Origin of the sequence: Pseudarthrobacter sp. TAF60_1 (assembly GCF_052113505.1) — a bacterium.
Taxonomy (GTDB): Bacteria; Actinomycetota; Actinomycetes; order Actinomycetales; family Micrococcaceae; genus Arthrobacter.
Map to the genome: position 1 here is coordinate 72172 of NZ_JBFRDI010000014.1, position 22504 is coordinate 94675.

The following is a 22504-nucleotide window of genomic DNA, read 5'->3' on the forward strand; positions in this document are numbered from 1 at the left end:
TGCGGAGATAACAGTGATCACAGTCCTTGCCGTGCAGTTTACGGTGGCTGCTGTGGCGCCTCTCCTGTTCAGGCTCTGGGGCCGTAACGCGTTCTACGCTTTGGCAGCCGTGCCTGCTGCGTCCTTTATCTGGCTGCTGTTCCAACACGGCGCCGTGTATTCGGGCTCCGGCGCGGTTACAGAGCTCATCCCGTGGATACCCGGGCTGAAACTCGAATTCGCCTTCCGGCTGGATCCCCTGGCGTGGGTGATGTCCCTGCTGGTCCTGGGTGTGGGCGCCCTGGTGCTGGTCTACTGTGCCCGGTACTTCAGCAAAAAAGACCAGGACTTGGGCGGATTCGGTGCCCAGCTGCTCGCCTTCGCAGGCGCCATGTTCGGCCTGGTGGTGGCGGACGATCTTCTCCTTCTGTTCATCTTCTGGGAACTCACCACCATCCTGTCCTATCTGCTGATCGGCTTCGCCCGCACCAGGCTTGCCGCCCGGCGCTCCGCCCTGCAGGCGTTGATGGTCACCACTGCCGGCGGCCTGGCCATGCTGGTGGGACTGATCATGCTGGGCTACAGCGCCGGAACGTACCGGATCTCGGCGATCATGGTGCAGGCTCCCACGCTGGTAACCGGACCGGACAGCGGCATCGTCGCCGCCGCCGTCGTACTCATCCTCGTGGGTGCCATCAGCAAATCCGCGCTGGTTCCCTTCCACTTCTGGCTGCCTGGAGCCATGGCAGCCCCCACCCCCGTCAGCGCCTACCTGCACGCCGCGGCGATGGTGAAGGCGGGCATCTACCTGGTGGCCAGGCTCGCGCCGGGATTTTCCGAGACCGCCTACTGGCAGGCCATCGTGCTGGGGCTGGGCCTGGCCACCATGCTGGTGGGCGGCTACCGGGCACTGCGCCAGACTGACATCAAGCTCATCCTCGCGTATGGCACCGTCAGCCAGCTGGGCTTCCTCACCATGGTGGTGGGACTCGGGACGCCGGATGCGGCGCTCGCCGGCCTCGCCATGCTGTTGGCGCACGGACTCTTCAAGGCCACCCTGTTCCTGGTGGTGGGCATCATCGACCACCAGTCCGGAACGCGTGACGTCCGCCAGCTCTCCGGCGTCTTCCGCTCGTCCCGGGCGCTCGGCATCGTGGCAGGCATCGGCGCCGCGTCGATGGCCGGTGTTCCGCTGCTGGCAGGTTTTGTGGCCAAGGAATCAGTCCTGGAGGCGTTCGTCCACCACGCCTCGGCCGGAGACGCCTGGAGCACGGTTGTGTTGGTGGGCATCGTCCTGGGCTCGGTCCTGACGTTCGCCTATAGCGCCCGTTTCATGTGGGGGGCGTTCGCCGTCAAGCCCGGCGTTGAACCCACACCGTTCAAGGCCGTCAGGCCCTCCTTCCTGGCGGCGCCCGCAGTTCTCAGCCTCCTCACCATCGTTTACGGCATGTGGCCGGCCCCTGTGGATGCCTGGATTCAGCCGTATGCGGCCCTCTTTGCGTTCCCCGCGCCCGACGCCGGCACTCCCGCCGAGCAGGCAGGGCACCTTGCGCTGTGGCACGGCCTCACCCCGGCGCTCGGACTGACTGCGCTGACGTTCGCCCTGGGCTTTGTCATGCACTACGGCCGGACGCTCGTGGAGCGGGCACAGTCCCGGGTTCCCGGCTGGATCGACGGCGACCGCTTCTACCAGCTGAGCATCGGCGCGCTGGATGACGTGGCGGTCTGGATCACAGGCCGCACGCAGCGTGGTTCGCTGTACTTCTACCTCTCCGTGATCCTTTCCATGGCGTTCGCGCTGCCGCTGACCACCATGCTCCTGGCGGGGAAGCCCCTCCCGACGAACCTGTACTTCAGCGACCCCTTCTCACCGCTTCAGCCGGTGGTGGGTGCTGGGATCGTGATCGGGGCGCTCGCTGCGGTCAAGGCCAACAGGCGGTTCCTCGCCGTGCTTATGGTGTCGGTGACGGGATACGGGATTGCCCTGATGTTCGCCCTTCAGGGCGCGCCGGACCTGGCCCTGACGCAGATGCTGGTGGAAACCATCATCCTGGTGGCCTTCGTCCTGGCCATGCGCAGCCTCCCGGCCGAGCTCCGCGATCGGACCGGCGGCAGGTACCGCGTGGTGCGGGTGATTATCGGGGCGGCCTTCGGCATCACCATGGTCTTCGCCGCCATTTACGCCATGGGCGCCCGGGTGGCGGCCCCGGTGTCACTGGAATTCCCGCGGCTTGCCTACGAGGGCGGCGGCGGACTGAACATCGTCAACGTGACCCTCGTGGACATCAGGGCCTGGGATACCTTCGGGGAGATTTCGGTCCTCGCCCTCGCCGCAACGGGCGTCGCCAGCCTGATCTTCGTCCGCGGCCGCGGCGACCGGCTCCGGGCTTCCTCCACGATTGCCGAGGGCAGCGTTGGACGGCAGTCCGCAGGGGATCCCGGTTCGCGCGAAGCCGCCTCACTGGCCATCAGCCGCAAGTTCGCCGCCTCGGCACGGGACGCTTGGATCGTGGCCGGACGGACCCTGGCCCCCGAGCGGCGCTCCATCATCTTCGAGGTGGTCACGCGGCTGATCTTCCACTCGCTGATCATCTTCTCGCTGTACCTCCTCCTCGCCGGGCACAACCTGCCGGGCGGCGGTTTCGCCGGCGGCCTCACCGCGGGGCTGGCCCTGACCATCCGTTACCTGGCCGGCGGCCGCTTCGAACTGCGGGAGGCCACTCCGATGGGTGCCGGTACGCTCCTGGGGATTGGGCTCGCGACGGCGGCAGCCTCGGGTGTGGTGCCGCTCCTGCTGGGCGGGCAGGTCTTCCAGAGCGCCATCATCGAACTCTGGCTGCCGGTGTTCGGCGACATCAAGTTCGTCACCTCCACCATCTTCGATATCGGCGTGTACATCGTGGTGGTGGGCCTCGTGCTGGACGTGCTGCGCAGCCTGGGTTCCGAGATCGACGAACATTTTGATGAACACCAGGCCGAACCGGCACCGGACTCCCTTGTTGAGGACGTGATGGCCGGCGCCGTATCCGCCGACGGGCACGAGCCCATGGCTCTGTCCACCGAATCCACCGTGAAGGGCCAAGGATGAGCGTCAACCTGACCCTGCTGATTGTGATGGGCGCGCTGTACGCGTGCGGCATCTACCTGATCCTGGAACGCAGCCTCACCCGGGTGCTGCTGGGGCTGATGCTCCTGACCAACGCCACCAACCTGCTGATCCTGACCACGGGCGGCTATGCCGGACTGGCGCCGTTCTTCAACAAGGACACCGGTGCCAACGAATACGCCGATCCGCTCCCACAGGCCCTCATCCTCACCTCGATCGTGATCTCGTTCGCCGTCACCGCCTTTATGCTCGGCATCATTTACCGCACCTGGGTGCTGGCACGCCAGGACGAGATCCAGGACGACGTCGAAGACCGCCGCGTCGCCGCGACCCCTAGGTTCGATGCCGAGGACGACGCACCGATACCGGCCGAGACGTCGGAGTTTCCCCTGACGATGCTGGGCAGCGATGGCAGCGGTATTTCGGATCATGCAGATCATGCAGAGTCCGGGGAGCACATCATCGCCGGCGCCAGGACGATTCCGGTCGTGGACGCCGCCGCCGAGGAGCAACCCGGCTCACGGAATGTAGATCTCGGCCCCGAAGGAGGTGTGAAGTGAACATCGCAAGCTTTGCCCCGCTCGCCGTCCTCTTTCCCATCTTCGGTGCCGCCCTGGCCTTCCTGTTGTTCCGGCATGCCCGGGCGCAGCGCGGGGTAAGCATTGCCGTGCTGTCCATGACGCTCCTGCTGGAGTGCTTCCTGCTCGCCTCAGTGTGGGAGGGCGGGACGGCCGCCGTGAATATCGGTGGCTGGCTGCCGCCCTGGGGCATCACGATGGTGGTGGACCAGTTCTCCTCCCTCATGCTGGTGGTCTCTTCCGCCGTCAGCCTGGCCGTGCTGATCTACGCCACCGGGCAGGGCATGGCCGACGGCGACCGCGACGCACCGGTATCGATCTTCCACCCCACGTTCCTGATCCTCGTGGCCGGGGTGTCCAACGCCTTCCTGTCCGGGGACCTCTTCAACCTGTACGTCGGCTTCGAGATCCTCCTGACCGCGAGTTATGTCCTGATGACCCTGGGCGGTACGGGGCCGCGCATCCGCGCCGGCGTCACCTATGTGGTGGTCTCCGTGGTGTCCTCGGTCCTGTTCCTGATCTCCATCGCGATGGTCTACGGGGCCACCGGGACGGTGAACATGGCAGACCTTGCCATCAAGCTCGCGGACCTGGACGAAGGAACACAGACGCTGCTGCATGTGATGCTCCTGGTGGCCTTCGGCATCAAGGCGGCAGTGTTCCCGCTGTCGTTCTGGCTGCCTGACTCCTACCCCACCGCGCCCGCCCCGGTCACCGCTGTCTTCGCCGGCCTGTTGACCAAAGTGGGCGTGTACGCGATGGTCCGCACCGAAACCCTGCTGTTTCCCGGCGATAGCCTGAACACTCCCTTGATGGTGGTGGCGCTGCTGACCATGGTGGTGGGAATACTCGGCGCCCTGGCCCAGAGTGACATTAAACGTCTGCTGTCCTTTACCCTGGTGAGCCATATCGGCTACATGGTGTTCGGACTGGCCATGTCCTCCGTGGCCGGACTGGCCGCCGCCGTGTTCTATGTGGCGCACCACATCACCATCCAGACCAGCCTCTTCCTTGTCACGGGCCTGATCGAACGCCGCGGCGGCAGTTCCTCCGTGGACCGGCTGGCAGGCCTGGCCAAGCTTTCGCCCCTGCTGGCGCTCCTGTTCTTTGTGCCCGCAATGAACCTGGCCGGAATCCCGCCGTTCTCCGGGTTCCTGGGCAAAGTAGGCCTGATCCAGGCCGGTATTGAACTGGGGACTCCGCTCGCCTATGCGCTGGTGATCGGCGGCGTGGTGACCAGCCTGCTGACACTCCTGGCCGTGGCGAGGGTATGGAACCGTGCGTTCTGGCGCAAACCGTCGGACGCCGAGCATCCAGACCCCGTCCTGCTGGCCGCGCCCGAGGAATCGGCCACCGGCCGCCGGGCCGGGCGTGACAGCGTGACCCTACTGCCCCGGACCATGGTGGGATCAACCCTCGGCCTGGTGGTGCTTGGGGTCGCCCTCACAGTCTTCGCCGGCCCGCTGTTCAAGGTCGCGGACCAGGCGGCCCAGGAGATGCTGGACAGGTCCTCGTACATCCAGGCCGTGCTCGGTGAGGACACCCAAGTTCCAGCCCTGGCGCTGAAAGCGGGTGGGGGCGAATGAGCCGCCGCCGGATATCCCTGCGCCAGGAGATTCCCCTGCTGGTGTGGCTGGTGATCGTCTGGGGTGCGCTCTGGCAGGACTTCAGTCCAGGCAACCTGCTTTTCGGCGCCCTGCTGGCCGTGCTGGTAGCCCGGATGTTCTACCTGCCGCCGGTGGAACTCAGCGGCAGGTTCAACATCCTGCACGCCGTGCCTTTCGTCCTGCGGTTCCTCGCCCGGGTGGCGGCAGCGAGCATCGAAGTCATGTACTTGGCGGCCGTCCGCGGACCGAAAGTGATCAACGCAGTGGTCGCTGTCCCGCTGCGGAGCCACCAGGACCTGATAGTCACCGCCGTGGGCCACGTGATCTCGCTGATCCCCGGTTCCCTGGTGGTGGAAGTGGACCGTTCAACGTCCACCCTCTATCTCCACGCGCTCAATATCAGCACTGCCGAGGATGTGGAGAACCTGCGCAAGGAGGTCCGCTCCATCGAAGCCGGGCTGATCCGCATCATGGGCAGCAAGGAAGAACTCGAAGTAGTGCGGCAGGAGAACCCGGCATGATGCAGATTGTCCTGGCTGTCACGGCAGTCATTCTTTCACTGGCCGCGGCCGGTGCCATCATCCGGATCGCCCGGGGCCCGTCGCTGCTGGACCGTGTGCTGGCCTCCGACGTCCTGCTGGCCATCCTCGGCGCGGCGCTGTGCATCGACATGGCAGTCAACCGGCACCTGAACAACCTGATGCTGCTCGTGGCGCTGTCCGTAGTCGGCTTCATCGGCTCCGTAACAGTGGCGCGCTTCGTGGCCGACCGGCGGGAGCACACCCATGAGTCCTGACGCGAGCCTGGTGGATAACGTGATTGACACCGTGACGGCGGTGTTCCTGGTGGCGGGCGCACTGATGTCCCTGGCAGCCGCCGTCGGCCTGCTCCGTTTCCCTGACCTGCTGAGCCGCATGCACGCCGCCACCAAACCGCAGGTGCTGGGGCTGTTCCTGCTCCTGGCGGCCATCGGCCTGCAGATGCGGACGTGGTGGGTGTGGCCGGTGCTGCTGGTGGCCTGGATTTTCCAGCTGCTGACCGTGCCGGTGTCCGCGCACATGGTGGGCCGCTCCGGCTACCGCACCAAGCACATGCACCGCGAGCTGCTCAGCTCCGATGATCTGGAGGCCGTGGTCCAGAAGGCGGCCAAATCCGCCCGTGACGAAGCGTCCGACGGCTAAGAGTTTTTGTCCAGATAATGCCGCCTGGTGACTGCACAGCGGCCGTTATCTGGACAAAAACTCGCTAGACGATGTCCTGGGTCTTGGCGAAACGGGTGATGGCCCGCTGCGTGCCGCGGTTGGCGAGGACCTGGATGATGGTGCTGACCGAGGCTGAGATCAGCGCGAAGGTCAGTGCCGAACGAAGGCTCGTGGGGGTGTCTTCGTGCTTGCCCGTGGGTGCCTTGTTGCCGGTGGACTTTTCCCACACGGCGTTGACCAGCTTAGTGCCGACAAACCCGGCGCCGATGCTGATTCCGGTGCCGAGCAGCTTGATGAGCACGTTCATGGTTTGAACTCCTTGTGACCGGGACGGGGACTGCCTTTAGCCTAACGCGATCCGGCCGCCAGCCAGCACAAGGCAAGCACTAGTCCGGGCGCAGGGACCCCAGAATTTCCCGGAGGGCCTCCACCACGAGGTCATGGTCCTGCATCTGCGGCAGCCCCGAAACGGTCACCGTGGCCACGGCGCCCACACCGGTGACGTAAACCGGGAAGCACCCGCCGTGGGCCGCATAGACCGATTCGTCATACCAGCCCTGGTCTTCGATCCGGCCGCCCCGCAGCCGGGCGCGCAAGCCCACCAACAGCGAAGGGATCTCGTATCGGGCGGCGGTGCGCTGCTTCGCCCGGACCCAGTGTTCGTTGTTGGGGGTGGCGCCGTCCAAAGCAACATGGAACAGGACCTGGTCACCCTTGGTGATGTCGATGGCGATGGGCAGCTTCCTGGTCTTGCCGAGCTCCACCAGCAGCAGCCCGAGGCTGAGGGAATCGTCCTTCGTGAACCGCGGGAACTGGAGCTCGCTGATCTCGGCGTCGATTCGTGCAATCAGGGCTTCGAGCGCCCCCGGCGGCTGGTTCTCGTCGGAATCGGGATCGAACGCTGTCACATCGGATCGTTCGGCAGTCATGGCCCACAATCTACCCCTACAGCGGTGTAAACTGGGTCACGCCCATCAGGGCAGAATTAATTACGACAGGGGAGCGCCGCCGTCGGGCACTGCAGTCATGCAGCCGGTGGATGGGCGCTGAGAGTGCGGACAGCCGCAGACCCTCGAACCTGATCCGGTTAGTACCGGCGCAAGGGAGTCGAGCTTCTCAGAGTGTCCGGATCCGGACGGCGCAGGCCGCGCGGCAACCGAGAACACCCTCCCCTCCTGTACCTCAGGAGGTTGACATGACAACAGTAGGAATCAAAAAAGCCAGCTATAGCTGGCGCGTTGTGGACATTGTAGTGGCGGCTCTGATCGCCATTGCGGGCGGCGTTATCTTCTGGGCATGGGACCAGGGTGCGGCGCTGGTCTCCACACCGATGAACGCGACATACCCGCCCCTGACCGGCCTCATCGCCGGCGGCTGGATGATTCCGGCAGTGCTGGGCATGCTCATCATCAGGAAACCGGGCGCCGCACTGTTCTGCGAAGCCGTGGCCGCCACCGGTGAGCTCATGATGGGTTCGCAGTACGGCACCACCGTGCTGATCTCCGGCATCCTGCAGGGCCTCGGCGCGGAACTGGTGTTCGCCGCCTTCGCCTACAAGAAGTTCAACCTTCCGACCGCCCTGCTGGCCGGTGCCGGGGCAGGACTTTTCTGCGGCCTGAACGATTCCTTCCTCCCGTGGGGCTGGAACATCGCCTATGAGGCCGGCGATAAAGCCGCTTACATTGTCTTCTGCGCGATCTCGGGTGCCGTGATCGCGGGCGCCGTTTCCTGGCTCGCCACCCGCGGCCTGGCGAAGACGGGTGTGCTGAGCTCCTTCGCATCGCGGAAGGCATCCTCGGAGCCCGTCTTCAACTGATGGCCGCTTCCGACGCCGGCGTTTCCGCTGTGCGCCCCGCAGCGGTGTCCGCCCGTGGCTGGGGCTGGCGGCACGCCGGCCGCGCCGTACCAGCCGTCCAGGGGCTCGACCTGGACATCGCGCCCGGAGAGCGGGTGCTGCTGCTGGGCCCCTCGGGCGCCGGCAAATCAACGCTGCTGCACGCGCTCGCCGGGGTGCTGGGTGACGAAGCGGACGACGCCGACGAGACCGGCACGCTGCTGATCGACGGCGTTGCGCCGCGCGGCCAGCGCGGCCGGGCCGGACTGATGCAGCAGGATCCTGAAACGCAGGTGGTCCTCTCCCGGCTGGGCGACGACGTCGCCTTTGGCGCGGAGAACCTGGCAGTGCCGCGGGATGAGATCTGGCGGCGGGTGGAGGAAGCGCTCGACGACGTCGGGCTGCGTAGTGCCGGGCGCCCGGACAGTGCGGCCGGAGTCCCGGGCGCGGCGGGACCAGACGCCGCGGGGCTCCCGCTGGACCACCCGACGTCGGCCCTGTCCGGCGGCCAAAAGCAGCGGCTGGCGCTGGCCGGCATCCTCGCGATGCGGCCCGGGCTGATCCTGCTGGACGAACCGACCGCAAACCTCGATCCCGCCGGTGTCCTGGAAGTCCGGGACGCCGTTGCCCGCTGCCTCGACAAGACCGGCGCCACCCTGGTGGTGGTGGAACACCGCGTGTCCGTCTGGAAAGACCTGGTGGACCGGATCGTGGTGCTGCAACCGGGCTCGGCTGCCGGGGCGGCCGATGGCATCCCGGGCAGCACCTCCGGCGTGCTCCTGGACGGGCCGCCGGACCGGGTGCTCGCCGAGGCACGCAGCATACTGATCCGCGCCGGTGTGTGGGTGCCGGGATACGTTCCCGAGACCCGTCCGCGTGCCGGCACATCCGGTGGTAGTTCTGCTGACTTCGGCGATTTGCTGCTGGCGGCCGAGCGGCTTGCCGTGTCCCGTGAGCGGCCACGCCGCCGGGGCTTCCGCACCATCCCGCCGGTGCCTGTGCAAACGGGCATCACGGCCCAGGTCCGCGCCGGCCAGGCCCTGACCATCACCGGCCCCAACGGCGCCGGAAAATCGACGTTCGCGCTGACGCTTGCCGGACTCCTGGCGCCGGTGGAGGGAACGGTGTCCGCCGCCGTCGAGCTTTCCCAAGGTGCCGGGATAGACCCTTACAAATGGAAGGCCAAAGAGCTGATTTCCCGGATCGGCACCGTGTTCCAGGAACCCGAGCACCAGTTCGTCACCGGCCGGGTGCTGGACGAGCTGATGTTTGGTCCGCGTCACCTGGGGTACGGGGAGGAACGCGTGGACGAACTCCTGGAGCGGCTGCGCCTCACACACCTGGTGGATGCGAATCCGTACACGTTGTCCGGGGGCGAAAAGCGGCGCCTGTCGGTGGCCACCGTCCTCGCGGCCCACCCGCGGGTGCTGGTGCTGGACGAACCCACGTTCGGCCAGGATGCCAACACGTGGGCCGAGCTCGCCTCCTTCCTCTCAGAACTGCTCGACGCCGGAACGTCCGTGGTCTCCGTGACCCACGACGAAGAATTCACCGCAGTCCTCGGCGGCACCGAGCTGCGCCTGGGCCCGGCCTCGCGGGGCGGCGCCCGTCAGGAAGCAGGGGCAGCATGAGGGACGCCCTGACGCTCAGCGGCAACCAGGCCCTGCTGACGCGCGCCAACCCGCTGGCCAAATTCGGCGCCGTCTTCCTCATCACCGTGGTCCTGGCGCTCTCCATCGACTGGGTTTCCGCATCGGTGGCGCTCGCCGCGGAACTGGCGCTCTTCCCGCTCGCCGGACTGACGCTGCGCCTGCTCTGGCAACGCGGCTGGCCCCTCATCATCGCGGCAGCGGTGGGCGGCTGGAGCACGGCCATTGTGGCCGCGGACAGCGGAGCTGTACTGCTCGACGTCGGGATCTGGTCGATCAGCGAAGGTTCCCTTCAGCTGGGGCTCGGCTTCATGCTGCGCGGTCTCGCGATAGCCTTGCCGGCGATCCTGCTGATGACCTGCACGGACCCCACCGACCTCGCCGATGCGCTGGCCCAGAAAGCCCGGCTGCCGCACCGGTTCGTCCTTGGCACGTTGGCCGCGATGCGGCTGGTGGGACTCCTGGCCGAGGAATGGCAGACCATCGGGGTGGCCCGGCGTGCCCGCGGCGTGGGGTCGCACGGCAGCCCGTTGCAGCGGCTGCGGGCCACGCTCGGGCAGAGCTTTGGACTGCTGGTTCAGGCGATCCGGCGTGCCTCCCGGCTGGCCGTGACCATGGAAGCACGCGGATTTGGCACCGGTCAGCGCACGTGGGCCCGGGAATCCACCTACTCGCTGCTGGACATCTGGGTGGTGCTGGGTGGCGTGCTGATCGCTGCGGCGGCCGTGGTTGCCGCGGAGCAAATGGGGACCTGGAACTTCGTTTGGCGGTAAACGGGGCTGCCAAGGCGCTTTCTGAACCTTGACGCCAGCGCCCAAGATATCGCATGAAGCGGGTATCTTTCGGGTAATCATGTGTGCCGCGCCATGAAATAGCCCCTCCATAACTCATCCGTGATATTTTTTTGCTATGACTCAGGAAACTGCCGAGCACATCGCCGCTACGCTCAAGGACGCCCGGATAGAAAAGGGCTGGACCCAAGGCCAGTTGGCCGAAGCGCTGGGAACCAGCCAAAGCGCCATCACCCGCATGGAGCAGGGCAAACAGAACCTCAGCCTCAGGATGATCCAGCGGCTTGAAACGATCTTCGAGCGAAGCATCGTCAAGGTGGGCAAACCGCAGATGACACACCTGCGAATCGAAGGCGGCCGGACCCTGTCCGGGGCGGTGGATGTCAACAGCAGCAAGAACGCCGGCGTGGCCCTTCTCTGCGCCAGCCTGATCAACCGTGGCACCACCGTGCTGCGGCGGCTCGCCCGGATCGAAGAGGTCAACCGGATCGTGGAGGTGCTGACCAGCATCGGCGTCGAGTGCACCTGGCTCAACGACACCGATCTCCAACTGCGCCGCCCCGAAGTGCTGGACCTGGCGTCCATGGATGTGGACGCTGCACGCCGCACCCGCAGTGTCATCATGCTCCTGGGCCCCCTCTTGGATGAGAGCTCCGAGTACCGCCTCCCGTATGCAGGCGGCTGCGACCTGGGCACCCGAACGGTGGAACCGCACATGCAGGCGCTGCGCCAGTTCGGCCTCACCGTGGAAGCCACCGCGGGCTTTTACGCTGTGCACGCTCCGGAGCCGGACAGCCGGAACCGCTCGTTCGTGCTGACCGAGCGCGGGGACACCGTGACCGAGAACGCCATCATGGCGGCGGCTCACCGCCGGGGAACCACAGTCATCCGCAACGCCAGCCCCAACTACATGGTCCAGGACCTCTGCTTCTACCTGGAGATGCTCGGCGTGCAGATCGACGGCGTGGGCACCACCACCCTGAAGATCACAGGGCAGCCGCGAGTAAACGCCGATATCGAATACTTCCCGTCCGAGGATCCGATTGAAGCCATGAGCCTGATCACGGCTGGCGTCGTCACCAACTCGGAGGTGACCATCCGGCGAGTACCCATCGAGTTCATGGAGATCGAGCTGGCCACGCTGGAGCAGATGGGCCAGCAACTGGAGATCTCCGGGGAGTACATGGCGCGCAACGGACGGACCCGCCTGGTGGATGTGACCACCAAGCCGTCCGAGCTGCGGGCGCCGGAGGACAAGATCCACCCCATGCCGTTCCCCGGGCTGAACATCGACAACCTCCCATTCTTCGCGGTCATCGCCGCCAATGCTCACGGCCAGACCATGATCCACGACTGGGTCTACGAGAACCGGGCCATCTACCTGACGGAACTGAACCGGCTCGGCGCCCAGGTGCAGCTGCTGGACCCGCACCGGATCTACGTCAACGGTCCCACCAAGTGGCGCGCCGCGGAGGTGGGCTGCCCGCCGGCTCTCCGTCCGGCCGCCTGCCTGCTGCTGGCCATGCTCGCGGCGCGGGGAGTCTCGGAGCTGCGGAACATCTACGTGATCGAGCGCGGTTACGAGGACCTGGCCGAGCGGCTGAACACCATCGGCGCCAAGGTGGAGTATTTCCAGGACTAGTCGCCAGGGGTTTGGGACTGGGTTTGGGCCGGGGCCGGCGGGTTCTGGGGCGTGCCGGCGGGTTCTGCACCATCATCCGGCCACAACACGACTCCGGCCCGTGGGATCACGGTGCTGCGGTCAGGCTCCAGCCGGATGGTTGAGCAGAACCCGTCATAGGAGGAGCCGGCCGCGCTTCAGGACGGCCTGGATTTCCTGCAAGACCATGTCCGGGCTGTTCCAGATCTGTTCCGGGGCGTAGCTGAGGACCGGGTAGCCCTGCGTCTGCGCCACGTTGGACCGGGTCATGTCCTTCCGCCAGGCGGCTCGGGAACTGTGAAATTTGAAGCCGTTGATTTCCACAATGAGCCAGCCGTCGATCAGGAAGTCCACGCGTCCAACGCCGGCAATCTGCACCTGCCTGCTGAACGGGAGCCCGGCAGATTCGAACAGCAGGCGGGCGCTGATTTCCGGGACAGACTCGGACAATCCGTCCGCCTTTGCCAGCCTCCTCCGCGCCGGGCCATAGTACTTCGCGGTTAGCTCTGCTTCCAGGGCGGCCCGGGGTAAGCCATGCATAGCCATCGCCGACTGTGCCATGGCTATCGCGTCCACTTCGGCCAGACACGTTAGGCCGTGAATGACGGTGTCCTCGAGACTGGCGATGGGCAGCCGCTGGTCCGCTGCGAACCGGAGACGGCCGTGCTTGGGGGTATGCCGGCCGCGTCGATGTTTGGCGGCCAGATGGAGGCGGCGCGGCTTGTCCTTGAGCCAGAGTCCGTAGTGGGACGCGCCGGATGCGCACGTGACCAGTGAATCGCTGACGATGGCCTGGAGGAACTGCGCGTCCGCACCGGGTAACGCCCAAACACCTTTACGGGGTTGCGTTGCGCCGGCTTTTGCCAGGTTCCGAACGGCCCGGTCCGAGTAGCCTTCCCGTCGCAGGGTGCCAACCCGGGCCACGCCGCCGAGGGATGTCAAAAAATCCAAGGGGTCCATGGATTGAGCTAGCCACGGTTTGGGTTTGGTGCTGACGGTTGAATGGCTGCATGTGGACAACCCGGGCTGTGGGGGAATAGTGGGGCGTTGGATTCTGCGCCATCATTCGTGCCAGCCGGTGTTCAGCCGGTGTTCAGCCCGCACCATTACAGGGCCTGCCGCCCAGCCCGGCGGAATGATGGCGCAGAACCCGTCGGGGCCGGCCGCGGCCCCTCTCGAACCGGCCCGCTACCCGGACCGGGCTGCCGCACGCCCGGCCGGGTGACGCACAATATAACCATGCGAACTTTCGGCGTCGAGGAAGAGCTCCTGATCGTGGATCCGGAGTCGGGGCAGCCCCTTGCCTTGGCTGACGCCCTGCTCGCGGGGCATCGGATGGCGGCTGACGACGCCCCGGAGGAGCCGCGCGCGCAGAAGACCCGGCACAAGACCGCGAACGACGACGACGAAATGGGCTTGAGTGCGGAGCTGAAGCTTGAGCAGATCGAGACGCAGACGCGTCCGTGCCTCGAGTATTCGGAGCTCCTCCCGCAGATCCGCGCGGGCCGCCTGCTTGCGGACCAGGCGGCACGTAAATTCGGTGCGCGGGTTGCGGCGCTCGCCACGTCGCCGTTCGGGTTGGCGAGCCACACCACCCCGGACCCGCGGTATGCGCGGATGCTGGAGCGCTTTGGCCTGACTGCCCAGGAACAGCTGACCTGCGGCTTCCACGTCCATACGTCCATTGAGTCCGAGGACGAGGGCGTGGCCGTGCTGGACCGGATCAGGGACAAGCTGGCCGTCCTCACCGCACTGAGTGCCAACTCTCCTTTCTGGATGGGGATGCACACAGGATTCGCAAGCTACCGCACCCAGGCCTGGAACCGCTGGCCAACGTCGGGTCCGTCGGCCATCTTCGGCACATATTCCCAATACCGGCGGGTGGTGACGCGACTGCTGGACAGCGGGGTGATGTTGGACGAAGGCATGATCTACTTCGACGCGCGTCTTTCGCGCAACCATCCCACCGTTGAGGTCCGGGTGGCCGATGTCTGCCTCCGGGCGGAGGACGCCGCCCTGATCGCCGTGCTGGTGCGGGCCCTGGTGGAGACGGCCAGCCGGGAGTGGCGGGAGGGCGTGGAGCCGGCGCCCGTGCCCACCGTGCTGCTCCGAATGGCGGCCTGGCAGGCAAGCAGCAGTGGCCTGGGCGGCGAGCTGCTGGACTTCGGCACCTTCCGGCCTGCCCCCGCCGTGGATGTCGTCCGTGCCCTCGTGGATTATCTGGCGCCTGTGCTCGCCGAACAGGGGGAATTGTCCCTTGCCAGGCAAGGCGTGGAGGACATCATTTCCCGTGGCACCGGGTCCGCCGAGCAGCGCCGCGTCCGGGACGCCGCGGCTGAAGCAGCGCCCGACGACGGCGGGCTGGGCGCCGTTGTTGCCCACGCCGTGGGCGTCACCATGCGCGGTACGTCCGGGCTCGCCGAGGTTGATGACGCGCCCGATTTATTGCGGGTGCGCCAGGTCTGACCTGTTCAGCAGCATGTCCGGTCATTCCCTTTGTTCAGTGGGCTAGCTACGATAGGCCGAGCGTGCGTCACTGCACGCAAGGAATTACCTGCGTACGGAACATGAGGGGACACATGGAATACCTGACGCGGCGTAGCGCCATGCTCGGAATCGGGCTGGCCGCTGTGAGCGCCGGGCTCAGCGCGACAGCCGCCACTGCAGCCCCTGCGCCCGCAGTTACCCTCACCCCGGCTTCCGGGCCTGCCGGCACCATGGTCACCGTTTCCGGATCCGGATTTCCGCGGTCGTCCGCGGGCACCATCACCGGCGCCGCTGCGACCGTCAGTTTCCAGACCACCAAGTCCGGATCGTTCAGCGCGCAGGCCACCATCGGTGCGGCGTCTCGAGGCCAGATGGTCCTGACAGTGACTGTCGGTAAGAACTCGCTGACCACCGCCCTCACGGTCCTTACCGGCATCCCGCCCGTCAGTGCGGCGTTCCTCCGCTTCGGCGTCGCCACCCCCGGGGGAGCATCGGCGGGAACGGAACTCGACGCCGGCGCAACACTGGTCGGGGAGAGCCCCGGCATCGTGTTGTCCTACAAGGATTTCAGTCAGGCCCCGCCCGTGGCGGAACTGGACTCCGTGGCGAACCGCGGCGCGGCACCGCTCGTCACGTGGGAGCCGTGGATCGCAGGAAACGGCGTGAACCAGCCGGCCTATACGCTCGCCCGAATCGCCGCGGGGGACTTCGACCCCTACATCAGCCAGTGGGGTGCCGCCCTTGCCGCCTGGGGCAAGCCGCTGATGCTCCGGTTCGCCCATGAGATGAACGGCAACTGGTACCCGTGGTGTGAGGCGGCCAACGGGAACCAGCCCGGGGACTATGTCTCCGCCTGGCGTCACGTGCACAGCCTGGTGAGCGCCGCAGGGGCCGCCAACGTCAACTGGGTCTGGGCACCCAACGGCGGCGGATCCGTAGACCCGGCCCTCCTGTATCCCGGCGATGCTTACGTGGATACGGTGGGCCTGGATGCTTACAACTGGGGGACCACTCAGGCGTGGAGCTCCTGGCAGCTGCCGGCCACGTTATTCGGGCCCTACCTGGCCCAGCTGCGGACCATCGCTCCGGGCAAGCCCATCATCATTACCGAAACGGCCAGCACCGAGGCCGGCGGCAGCAAACCGGACTGGAACACCGCCTTGGTTTCCTACCTGCGGACGCAGGCGGACGTGTCCGGCTTCGTCTGGTTCGACTTCAACAAGGAGACCGACTGGCGGATCGACAGCAGCACCGCCTCGGCTTCCTCCCTCGCTGCGGCGTTGGCTGCCCGCCGGTAGTTCGCCCGACGGTCAGCCGCCGATGGCCAGCCGTATCCCCAGCGTCAGCATCACGGCTGCAACAAGGCCGTCGAGAATTCGCCAGGAGGAGGGCCGCGCGAAGAAAGGCCGCAAGGCGCGGGCCCCGAATCCTAGCGCGCTGAACCAGGCCACACTGGCTGCGATTGCACCGGCGCCGAACCACCACCGCAAGTCCTGCGCTTGCTGGTCGGCAACGGATCCCAGCAGCAGGACAGTGTCCAGGTAGACGTGCGGGTTGAGCCAGGTCAGGGCCAGTACGGTGCTGAGGGCGGCACCGAGGCCGACGGCGGGCTGCCGGCCGGACGCGGTCAGGGCACCGGGGCGCAAGGCCCGGCGTGCCGCCATGACGCCGTAGGCCACCAGGAACGCCGCTCCGGCGAACCGGACCACGCTCACGATCACCGGATTCGCCTGCAGCAAGGCACCCACCCCTGCAATGCCGGCGGCGATGAGGATCGCATCCGAGACGCTGCAGACGAGGACGACAGCGGCCACGTACTCACCCCGGATACCCTGCCGCAAGACAAAGGCGTTCTGGCTGCCGATGGCCACGATGAGGGCAAGTCCGGTGCCGAAGCCCAGAGCAGCGGGGGTCAGCAGTCCTGTGAAGTCCATATGTTCCAAGCTAAGGCGAAGCCTACAATTACTCCAGCTAAATATTCTTACGAGTATTAAGGAAAGCTAATGAAGGCGTTTCAACTGGAGCAGCTCCGGACCTTCGCCGCAGTGGTGGAGGAGGGCACCCTGGAAGCGGCCGCCCGCAGCCTGTACGTCACGCCGTCGGCCATTTCCCAGCGGCTGAAAGCGATGGAGGATGCGGCCGGGCAGATCCTGCTGCAGCGCACCAGCCCTGTCCGGCCGACCACCGCCGGCGAGGCAGTCCTGCGGTTCGCTCTGCAGGTCAGGCAGCTGGAGTGGGATGCGCGCCAGGAGTTGGGCGGCGGCCAAAGCGCGCCGAGCGCGCCCATCCCGCTGGTGGTGAATGCCGATTCGCTGTCCACCTGGTTCCTGCCGGCGCTGGCGGGTCTCCCGGCGGACCTTGGCGTTTGTTTTGAAATCCGGCGGGAGGACGAACAGCATTCCACCCGGCAATTGCGCACCGGCGCGGTGATGGCAGCCGTGACCGCAACGCCGGAGCCGGTCCCGGGCTGCAGCGTGGAACCCCTCGGTTCGCTGCGGTACCGTGCGGTGGCCAGCCTGGCTTACGTGCGGCGCTGGTGGCCGGGTGGGCCCCAACTGGTGGCCGGCAGTCAGTCACCGGTAGTGGATTTCGACCGCAAGGACGATCTGCAGACCGGATTCTTCCGCTCGCTGACCGGCACTGACTTGGCGGCGCCGCGGCACTATGTGCCGTCGTCGGCCGAATTCGCGCAGGCCATCCGGCTGGGGCTGGGCTGGGGACTGCTGCCTGAGCAGGAATGCCTGGCCGACCTCAGAAGCGGGGATCTCGTGGAACTGGCAGCAGAAGACCCGGTTGACGTGTCCCTGTATTGGCAGCGCTGGAAGATCGACTCCCCGGTGCTCAACCAGCTCACCGCCGCGGTGCGGGCGGCGGCGTCCAGGCAGCTCCGCCAGCCCGGAGCCTGACGCCAGCCCTCCCACTAGACCTGCTTGAGCGCCTGTTCGAGGTCGCCGATGAGGTCGTCCACGTCCTCGAGTCCAACTGACAGGCGCACCACGCCGTCGCTGAGCCCGATGGCGGCGCGCCCTTCCGGCCCCATGGCGCGGTGGGTGGTGGTGGCCGGATGGGTGATGAGGGACTTCGCATCGCCGAGGTTGTTGGAGATGTCGATGATCCGCAGCGCGTCCAGCAGCGCAAAGGCAGCCTCTTTGCCGGAGCACCCCCCGGTCGCGGCAAGTTCCAGGGTGAGGACGGTGCCACCGGCCTTCATCTGCTTGGCGGCCAGCTCATACTGCGGGTGCGATTTCAGCAGCGGATACTTGACCCAGCTGACGGCCGGTTGCTGCTCAAGCCATTCGGCCAGCCGCAGCGCCGATGCGGACGAGTGGTTCACGCGCAGGGCCATGGTCTCAAGGCCTTTGGTGAGGACCCACGCGTTGAACGAGGACAGCGCCGGGCCGGTGTGGCGCATCAGCTGCTTGACCGGCCCGTTGATGAATTCCGCCGTCCCCAGGATGGCCCCGCCCATGACCCTGCCTTGGCCGTCGATGTGTTTGGTGCCCGAGTACACAATCACGTCTGCGCCGAACTGCCCGCAACGTTGCAGCAGGGGAGTGGCAAAGACGTTGTCCACCACCACTGTGGCTCCCGCGGCGTGCGCCAGTTCGCTGACCGCGGCGATGTCCACGATTTCCTGCATCGGATTGGACGGCGATTCGAAAAACACGGCTGTGGTGGGCTCTGACAGGGCTTCGCGCCACTGGCCCAGGTCCGGGCCGTCCACAAATACCGTCTCCACGCCCCAGCGGGGAAGGATTTCGTTCAGGATCACAAAGCAGGAGCCGAACAGCGAGCGCGCGGCAACCACCCGGTCACCGGCACCCAGCAGGGCACCCAGGGCGGTGAACACCGCTGACATGCCCGACGCCGTGGCGAAGCATGCCTCGGTGCCTTCGAGCAGGCGGAGGCGTTCCTGGAAAGTCGCCACCGTCGGGTTGCCATAGCGGGAGTAGACAAACCGTTCGTCCTCGCCGGTGAACGCCCGCTCGGCGGCGGCAGCGGACTCGTAAACGAAGCCCGAGTTCAGGAAGATCGGCTCGGTGGTTTCCTGGAACTGCGTGCGGTCGAGCCCGCCGCGGACCGCCTGGGTGTCGGGGCTCCAGCCGGAAGCGTCGTCGTTGAAGGCCACTTACTTGCTTCCCAGGTTGGTGGGCAGGCCGCGGTTCTTCCAACCGTTAACCTTGCGCTCGCCGTGCCGGTCCGGCTCGCCTTCGAAGCCTTCCAGGACGTTGTACGAGGTGAACCCCGCTTGCGTCGCGGCGGTGGCGGCGGCGATGGAGCGCTGGCCTGAGCGGCAGAGGAACACCAGTTCGGTACCGCTGTCCTCCGGCGCCTGCTCGGTGAGGCGGGCGATGAAGTCCGGGTTCGGAATGCCGCCGGCAAACGTCCAGGGAAGGAACAGGGGATCGTTGTGCTTTTCGTTCGCGGATTCGGTGACCGGGATGCCGATGTGCGCCCATTCGCCTTCCGTGCGGACATCCACCAGGATGGCGCCCTGCTCCAGCTTGGTCCACGCTTCCTGCGGTGTGAGGTCTCCGGCGTAGCTCATGCGTGGCCCTCGCCGTCGAACTCGAGATCGTCGCCCGCCTCGAGGTCTTCCACGGCGGTGGCGACGGCGGCATCCGCACTGGCGATGGCAGCCGGCAGGATGAGTGCCTGGGCAACGATCACGGCGTTGCCGTTGAACGTGGCAGCCGGGCTGCCGTGCAGGACATAACCCTCGGCCAGGGCGGTGGAAATCCGCTCACAGAACGTGCGGTCGTCCGGGCCGGTGATGAGCCGGTACGAAAGTTTTTCTTCAGGAACAGGGACGTCGGACACGACGGATCTCCTTCTTTCACGCTTGCAGCTCGAATGGGTCGATATGCCGAGTATTCACCTGAGGCACCCCGCCGCGATAGGAGGGTTGCCGACCGGCCAGTCAGGGCTTGGCGCCGGTTCTCATTACTCCCCAAAAACGTAACACCCGGCCCGCCCCGCCGCACCGCCGCCGTCGTCATGTTCCGTAACCGAACCGCGGTTCCATGACCGGTAGAGTCAACCGGGGGCAGGCCCCCCATTACATAACCGTCCGGGGGGGAAGGTTCACACGAGCATGCCAACAGCCACCGCACTTTGGCGCGTGCCGCCGTCGGACGTCCGCGGGCGCCGCCCGCTGTTCGCGGCGCTCCTCGCGGCCCTCGTCCTTCTGATCAGCCTGGTACCTGCGGGTGCCGTCCACGCCGCCGAGCCTGAACCGGCGGAGGGCAAGCCCCTGCTGGGGGCGGTCCTGGAGTGGGGCGAGGACTCCGCCCAGGGTTTTGCCGAGCGGCTGGGGGCCTCACCGGCGCTGCTGGGGCACGAGATCTCCCTCCCCGTGCGGCCCGGCGAGGAACAGGACATCCGGGAGTACCTGGGCCAGGCCGGCGGCCAAGGTTCCCACGCCATGCTCACCGTGCGGCCCGCCGCCGCGCTGGACCAGGTGGACCCGGCTGCCGCCAAAGCCTTCGCGGCCAAGGTGGGGGAACTGGCTGCCAACTTCAAAGGCACCATCCTGATCCGCTTCGCCCCGGACATGAACTCAAGCTGGGTGGAGTGGGGCCAGCAGCCGGCCGCCTACAAAGCAGCATTCCGCAACGTTGCCGCGGCGTTCAAAACCGCGGACGACGCCGGCACGGTGATGGTGTGGCAGCCCTACCTGGGGCGGGACTACCCGTTCGAACGCCACCCGAACGCCCCCGCCGCCGGGACCGGGGGTTTCGCCTTGCTGGACACCAACGGTGACGGAAGCTGGAACGGTGCAGATGAAGCTTACGCGCCGTACTACCCCGGCGATGACGTGGTGGAGTGGGTGGGGCTGACGGCTTACCACGATGACAGCGGCGGCAACTCCGCCGTCAATACCGTTCCCGCCGATGGCGAGTTGTCCGCGATGCTGACCCGGTCCGGCAATGAGGATTTCTACGCTGCCTACGCCGCCGGGCGCAAGAAGCCCATGCTCCTTCAAACGGCAGCCTTCTACAGCCCTGCCACGGGCGGCGCCGCGGAAGCTGACATTAAGGCGCCCTGGTGGGACCAGACCCTGGACGCTGCCACCTCCACTGAGTTCGCCCGCATCGCCGCCGTCGTCTGGGACGAGCGGACCAGCACGCGTGACACCGGGGTCATCAGCATCGACTGGCGGCTGACCGGCAAGGACAGCATCGCCGGAGCAGCGCGCAAAAGGCTCGCTGAATCCGGCCTCACCACCGGGCCCGTGACGGCTGTCAGCGGGGGCCAGCAGGCCACCCGCGCCAACTCCCTGTCCGGGGCGGCCGCCCGGAGCGTCGCCGCGGCCATGCTCATCCTCCTGGTGGCTCTGTGGCAACTTCCGCGGCGCGTCGGCGCCGTGGCCGGCTGGGGTTATGGGCTGCCGTCCAAACGGGACACCCGGGTGGACCTCCTCCGCGGACTGGCGATTGTTTTTGTGGTGGTCAACCACCTGGGCATGACATCGCTGTTCCAACTGCTCACCCAGGAAGCCATCGGGTTCGTGTCCGGCGCGGAACTGTTCGTCCTGTTCTCCGGCCTGGTGGTGGGAATGGTCTACGGCCCCAGGGTCAAGGACGATTTCGGCAAGGTGGTGGATCTGACGTCCCGCCGGGCTGGCAAGCTGTACCTGACGGCCCTTGCCGTCCTGGTGGGAGTCTTCCTGCTCTCGCTGCTGCCGTTCTTCCAGACCGATGCGCTGACCACGTACGTGGACCAGGGAACCGGAGGGGGCGGCCACAACGCCGTCGGCCGTACCTACGACCTGTACGCCGGGATGGAAACCCTGCTGCAGTTCCCGGTCCCTGCCCAGGTGCTGCCCGCCATCATCCTGCTGCAGTTCGGGCCCTGGCAGTTCAATGTGATGGGCCTCTACGTGGTGCTGCTCCTCGCCAGCCCGCTGATCCTCTTGGCGCTCAACCGTGGCAAGACGCTGTGGGTGCTGGCCGCGACGCTGGGCCTCTACACCGTGGGCGCCGCCACCCGCTTCAGGCTGCTGCCGTCCCAGTTCGAGGACTCCTTCCCGCTGCTCGTGTGGCAGGTGCTCTTTGTCCTGGGCCTGGTGGTTGGCTTCCACCGGCACCGCATCGTTGCCTGGCTGTCGGCACATCACTGGGTAGTGGTGGCGTCTACTGTCCTGACATTTGTTTTCGCGTTCCTGTCCTGGTGCAACCCCTACCTGGCCAACGGTTTCGACCTGCGCCTGGCCATCATCCCGGACGCTGCCTACCGGGTCATGTACGACACCTTCTTTGCCCGCACCTACCTTGATCCCGGCAGGCTGCTCAACGTTGTGGTCCTGGTGGTGGCCGCCTACGCGTTCCTCACCGCCTACTGGAAGCCCGTGGAGCGGGCACTGGGGTGGTTCCTGATCCCGTTGGGCCAGGCCACGCTCTACGTCTTCATCCTGCACGTGGTACTCATCGCCGTGATCACCAACATCCCGGTCCTGCGCCAGGGTGACATTATGATCAACACTGCCGCCTACGCGGCGATTCTGGGCCTGCTGTGGCTGATGGTCAAAAAGCGCGTCCTGTTCGGGATCATCCCCACCTGACCGGACCTGACCTGACCCTCGCCGGCTGTCGCCTTCGGGCGCGCCGC

General features: G+C 66.6%; 21 protein-coding genes and 2 riboswitches. Of the genes, 14 read left to right on the top strand and 7 right to left on the bottom strand.

All coding sequences use genetic code 11. The features are described from left to right. Positions 1-13: 13 nt before the first annotated feature. Genes AB4Y73_RS15775 through mnhG form a run of 6 tightly spaced genes read left to right on the top strand, consistent with a single transcriptional unit; the run spans position 14 to position 6451 of the window. The gene (locus tag AB4Y73_RS15775) at positions 14-3067 is read left to right on the top strand and encodes a Na+/H+ antiporter subunit A (protein ID WP_441872836.1); all 3054 of its coding nucleotides are present in this window, start codon (positions 14-16) and stop codon (positions 3065-3067) included. Beyond that, positions 3064-3645: a Na(+)/H(+) antiporter subunit C gene (locus AB4Y73_RS15780; RefSeq protein WP_441872837.1), complete on the top strand. Its 582-nt coding sequence runs from the start codon at positions 3064-3066 to the stop codon at positions 3643-3645. The genes AB4Y73_RS15775 and AB4Y73_RS15780 overlap by 4 nt, the downstream gene beginning before the upstream one ends. Further along, positions 3642-5249: a Na+/H+ antiporter subunit D gene (locus AB4Y73_RS15785; RefSeq protein ID WP_441872838.1), complete on the top strand. Its 1608-nt coding sequence runs from the start codon at positions 3642-3644 to the stop codon at positions 5247-5249. Before AB4Y73_RS15780 ends, AB4Y73_RS15785 begins: the two co-directional genes overlap by 4 nt. Continuing rightward, positions 5246-5791 carry a Na+/H+ antiporter subunit E gene (locus AB4Y73_RS15790; RefSeq protein ID WP_441872839.1) on the top strand — a complete coding sequence of 182 codons (546 nt, stop codon included), beginning with the start codon at positions 5246-5248 and terminating at the stop codon, positions 5789-5791. The genes AB4Y73_RS15785 and AB4Y73_RS15790 overlap by 4 nt, the downstream gene beginning before the upstream one ends. Continuing rightward, positions 5788-6066, top strand: a complete 279-nt coding sequence (locus AB4Y73_RS15795; RefSeq protein ID WP_255768701.1) for a monovalent cation/H+ antiporter complex subunit F — start codon at positions 5788-5790, stop codon at positions 6064-6066. The genes AB4Y73_RS15790 and AB4Y73_RS15795 overlap by 4 nt, the downstream gene beginning before the upstream one ends. After that, on the top strand, positions 6056-6451 hold the full coding sequence (gene mnhG / locus AB4Y73_RS15800; protein WP_441872840.1) for a monovalent cation/H(+) antiporter subunit G: 396 nt from the start codon (positions 6056-6058) through the stop codon (positions 6449-6451). Before AB4Y73_RS15795 ends, mnhG begins: the two co-directional genes overlap by 11 nt. A 64-nt stretch (positions 6452-6515) precedes the next feature. Here the strand turns inward: mnhG and AB4Y73_RS15805 are convergent, their stop codons facing one another. Beyond that, a complete protein-coding gene (locus AB4Y73_RS15805; RefSeq protein WP_441872841.1) occupies positions 6516-6779 on the bottom strand; it encodes a DUF4235 domain-containing protein in 264 nt (87 codons plus the stop codon). Between the two features lie 79 nt (positions 6780-6858). Beyond that, the gene (locus AB4Y73_RS15810; protein WP_441872842.1) at positions 6859-7401 is read right to left on the bottom strand and encodes a heme-degrading domain-containing protein; all 543 of its coding nucleotides are present in this window, start codon (positions 7399-7401) and stop codon (positions 6859-6861) included. A gap of 57 nt (positions 7402-7458) precedes the next feature. Then, a riboswitch (TPP riboswitch) is annotated at positions 7459-7595 on the top strand. A gap of 72 nt (positions 7596-7667) precedes the next feature. Between AB4Y73_RS15810 and AB4Y73_RS15815 the strand changes: the two genes are divergently transcribed. The 4 genes from AB4Y73_RS15815 to AB4Y73_RS15830 all read left to right on the top strand — a co-directional run bounded on the left by AB4Y73_RS15815 (position 7668) and on the right by AB4Y73_RS15830 (position 12388). Beyond that, on the top strand, positions 7668-8288 hold the full coding sequence (locus AB4Y73_RS15815) for an ECF transporter S component (RefSeq protein ID WP_441872843.1): 621 nt from the start codon (positions 7668-7670) through the stop codon (positions 8286-8288). Then, positions 8288-9937, top strand: coding sequence for an ABC transporter ATP-binding protein (locus AB4Y73_RS15820; protein WP_441872844.1), 1650 nt, complete (start codon positions 8288-8290; stop codon positions 9935-9937). The genes AB4Y73_RS15815 and AB4Y73_RS15820 overlap by 1 nt, the downstream gene beginning before the upstream one ends. Then, positions 9934-10728: an energy-coupling factor transporter transmembrane component T family protein gene (locus tag AB4Y73_RS15825; protein WP_441872845.1), complete on the top strand. Its 795-nt coding sequence runs from the start codon at positions 9934-9936 to the stop codon at positions 10726-10728. The genes AB4Y73_RS15820 and AB4Y73_RS15825 overlap by 4 nt, the downstream gene beginning before the upstream one ends. Positions 10729-10864: 136 nt before the next feature. After that, a complete protein-coding gene (locus AB4Y73_RS15830) occupies positions 10865-12388 on the top strand; it encodes a UDP-N-acetylglucosamine 1-carboxyvinyltransferase (RefSeq protein WP_441872846.1) in 1524 nt (507 codons plus the stop codon). A 153-nt stretch (positions 12389-12541) separates the two neighbouring features. On the opposite strand, the gene AB4Y73_RS15835 is transcribed toward AB4Y73_RS15830, so the two are convergent. Continuing rightward, positions 12542-13357 carry an endonuclease domain-containing protein gene (locus AB4Y73_RS15835; protein ID WP_441872847.1) on the bottom strand — a complete coding sequence of 272 codons (816 nt, stop codon included), beginning with the start codon at positions 13355-13357 and terminating at the stop codon, positions 12542-12544. A 288-nt stretch (positions 13358-13645) separates the two neighbouring features. Here AB4Y73_RS15835 and AB4Y73_RS15840 point away from each other — a divergent pair, with 288 nt between their 5' ends. Further along, entirely contained in the window at positions 13646-14872 is a 1227-nt protein-coding gene (locus AB4Y73_RS15840; protein WP_441872848.1) for a glutamate--cysteine ligase 2, read from the top strand. A gap of 113 nt (positions 14873-14985) precedes the next feature. Further along, entirely contained in the window at positions 14986-16191 is a 1206-nt protein-coding gene (locus AB4Y73_RS15845; protein ID WP_441872849.1) for a glycosyl hydrolase, read from the top strand. A 12-nt stretch (positions 16192-16203) separates the two neighbouring features. Here AB4Y73_RS15845 and AB4Y73_RS15850 read toward each other — a convergent pair whose 3' ends face one another. Further along, positions 16204-16827 carry a LysE/ArgO family amino acid transporter gene (locus tag AB4Y73_RS15850; protein WP_441872850.1) on the bottom strand — a complete coding sequence of 208 codons (624 nt, stop codon included), beginning with the start codon at positions 16825-16827 and terminating at the stop codon, positions 16204-16206. 69 nt (positions 16828-16896) lie between these two features. Here AB4Y73_RS15850 and AB4Y73_RS15855 point away from each other — a divergent pair, with 69 nt between their 5' ends. Then, a complete protein-coding gene (locus AB4Y73_RS15855; RefSeq protein ID WP_441872851.1) occupies positions 16897-17799 on the top strand; it encodes a LysR family transcriptional regulator ArgP in 903 nt (300 codons plus the stop codon). A gap of 14 nt (positions 17800-17813) precedes the next feature. On the opposite strand, the gene AB4Y73_RS15860 is transcribed toward AB4Y73_RS15855, so the two are convergent. From AB4Y73_RS15860 to AB4Y73_RS15870, 3 genes are read right to left on the bottom strand one after another with little or no spacing between them, the layout of a single operon-like run. After that, the gene (locus AB4Y73_RS15860; protein WP_441872852.1) at positions 17814-19022 is read right to left on the bottom strand and encodes an O-succinylhomoserine sulfhydrylase; all 1209 of its coding nucleotides are present in this window, start codon (positions 19020-19022) and stop codon (positions 17814-17816) included. Further along, on the bottom strand, positions 19023-19442 hold the full coding sequence (locus tag AB4Y73_RS15865) for a rhodanese-like domain-containing protein (RefSeq protein ID WP_441872853.1): 420 nt from the start codon (positions 19440-19442) through the stop codon (positions 19023-19025). After that, positions 19439-19714 carry a DUF1737 domain-containing protein gene (locus AB4Y73_RS15870; RefSeq protein ID WP_441872854.1) on the bottom strand — a complete coding sequence of 92 codons (276 nt, stop codon included), beginning with the start codon at positions 19712-19714 and terminating at the stop codon, positions 19439-19441. The genes AB4Y73_RS15865 and AB4Y73_RS15870 overlap by 4 nt, the downstream gene beginning before the upstream one ends. A 13-nt stretch (positions 19715-19727) precedes the next feature. After that, a riboswitch (SAM riboswitch) is annotated at positions 19728-19842 on the bottom strand. A gap of 146 nt (positions 19843-19988) precedes the next feature. Here AB4Y73_RS15870 and opgC point away from each other — a divergent pair. Continuing rightward, positions 19989-22457 (top strand): OpgC domain-containing protein, encoded by a 2469-nt coding sequence (gene opgC, locus AB4Y73_RS15875; RefSeq protein ID WP_441872855.1) that lies wholly within the window; start codon positions 19989-19991, stop codon positions 22455-22457. Positions 22458-22504: the final 47 nt, after the last annotated feature.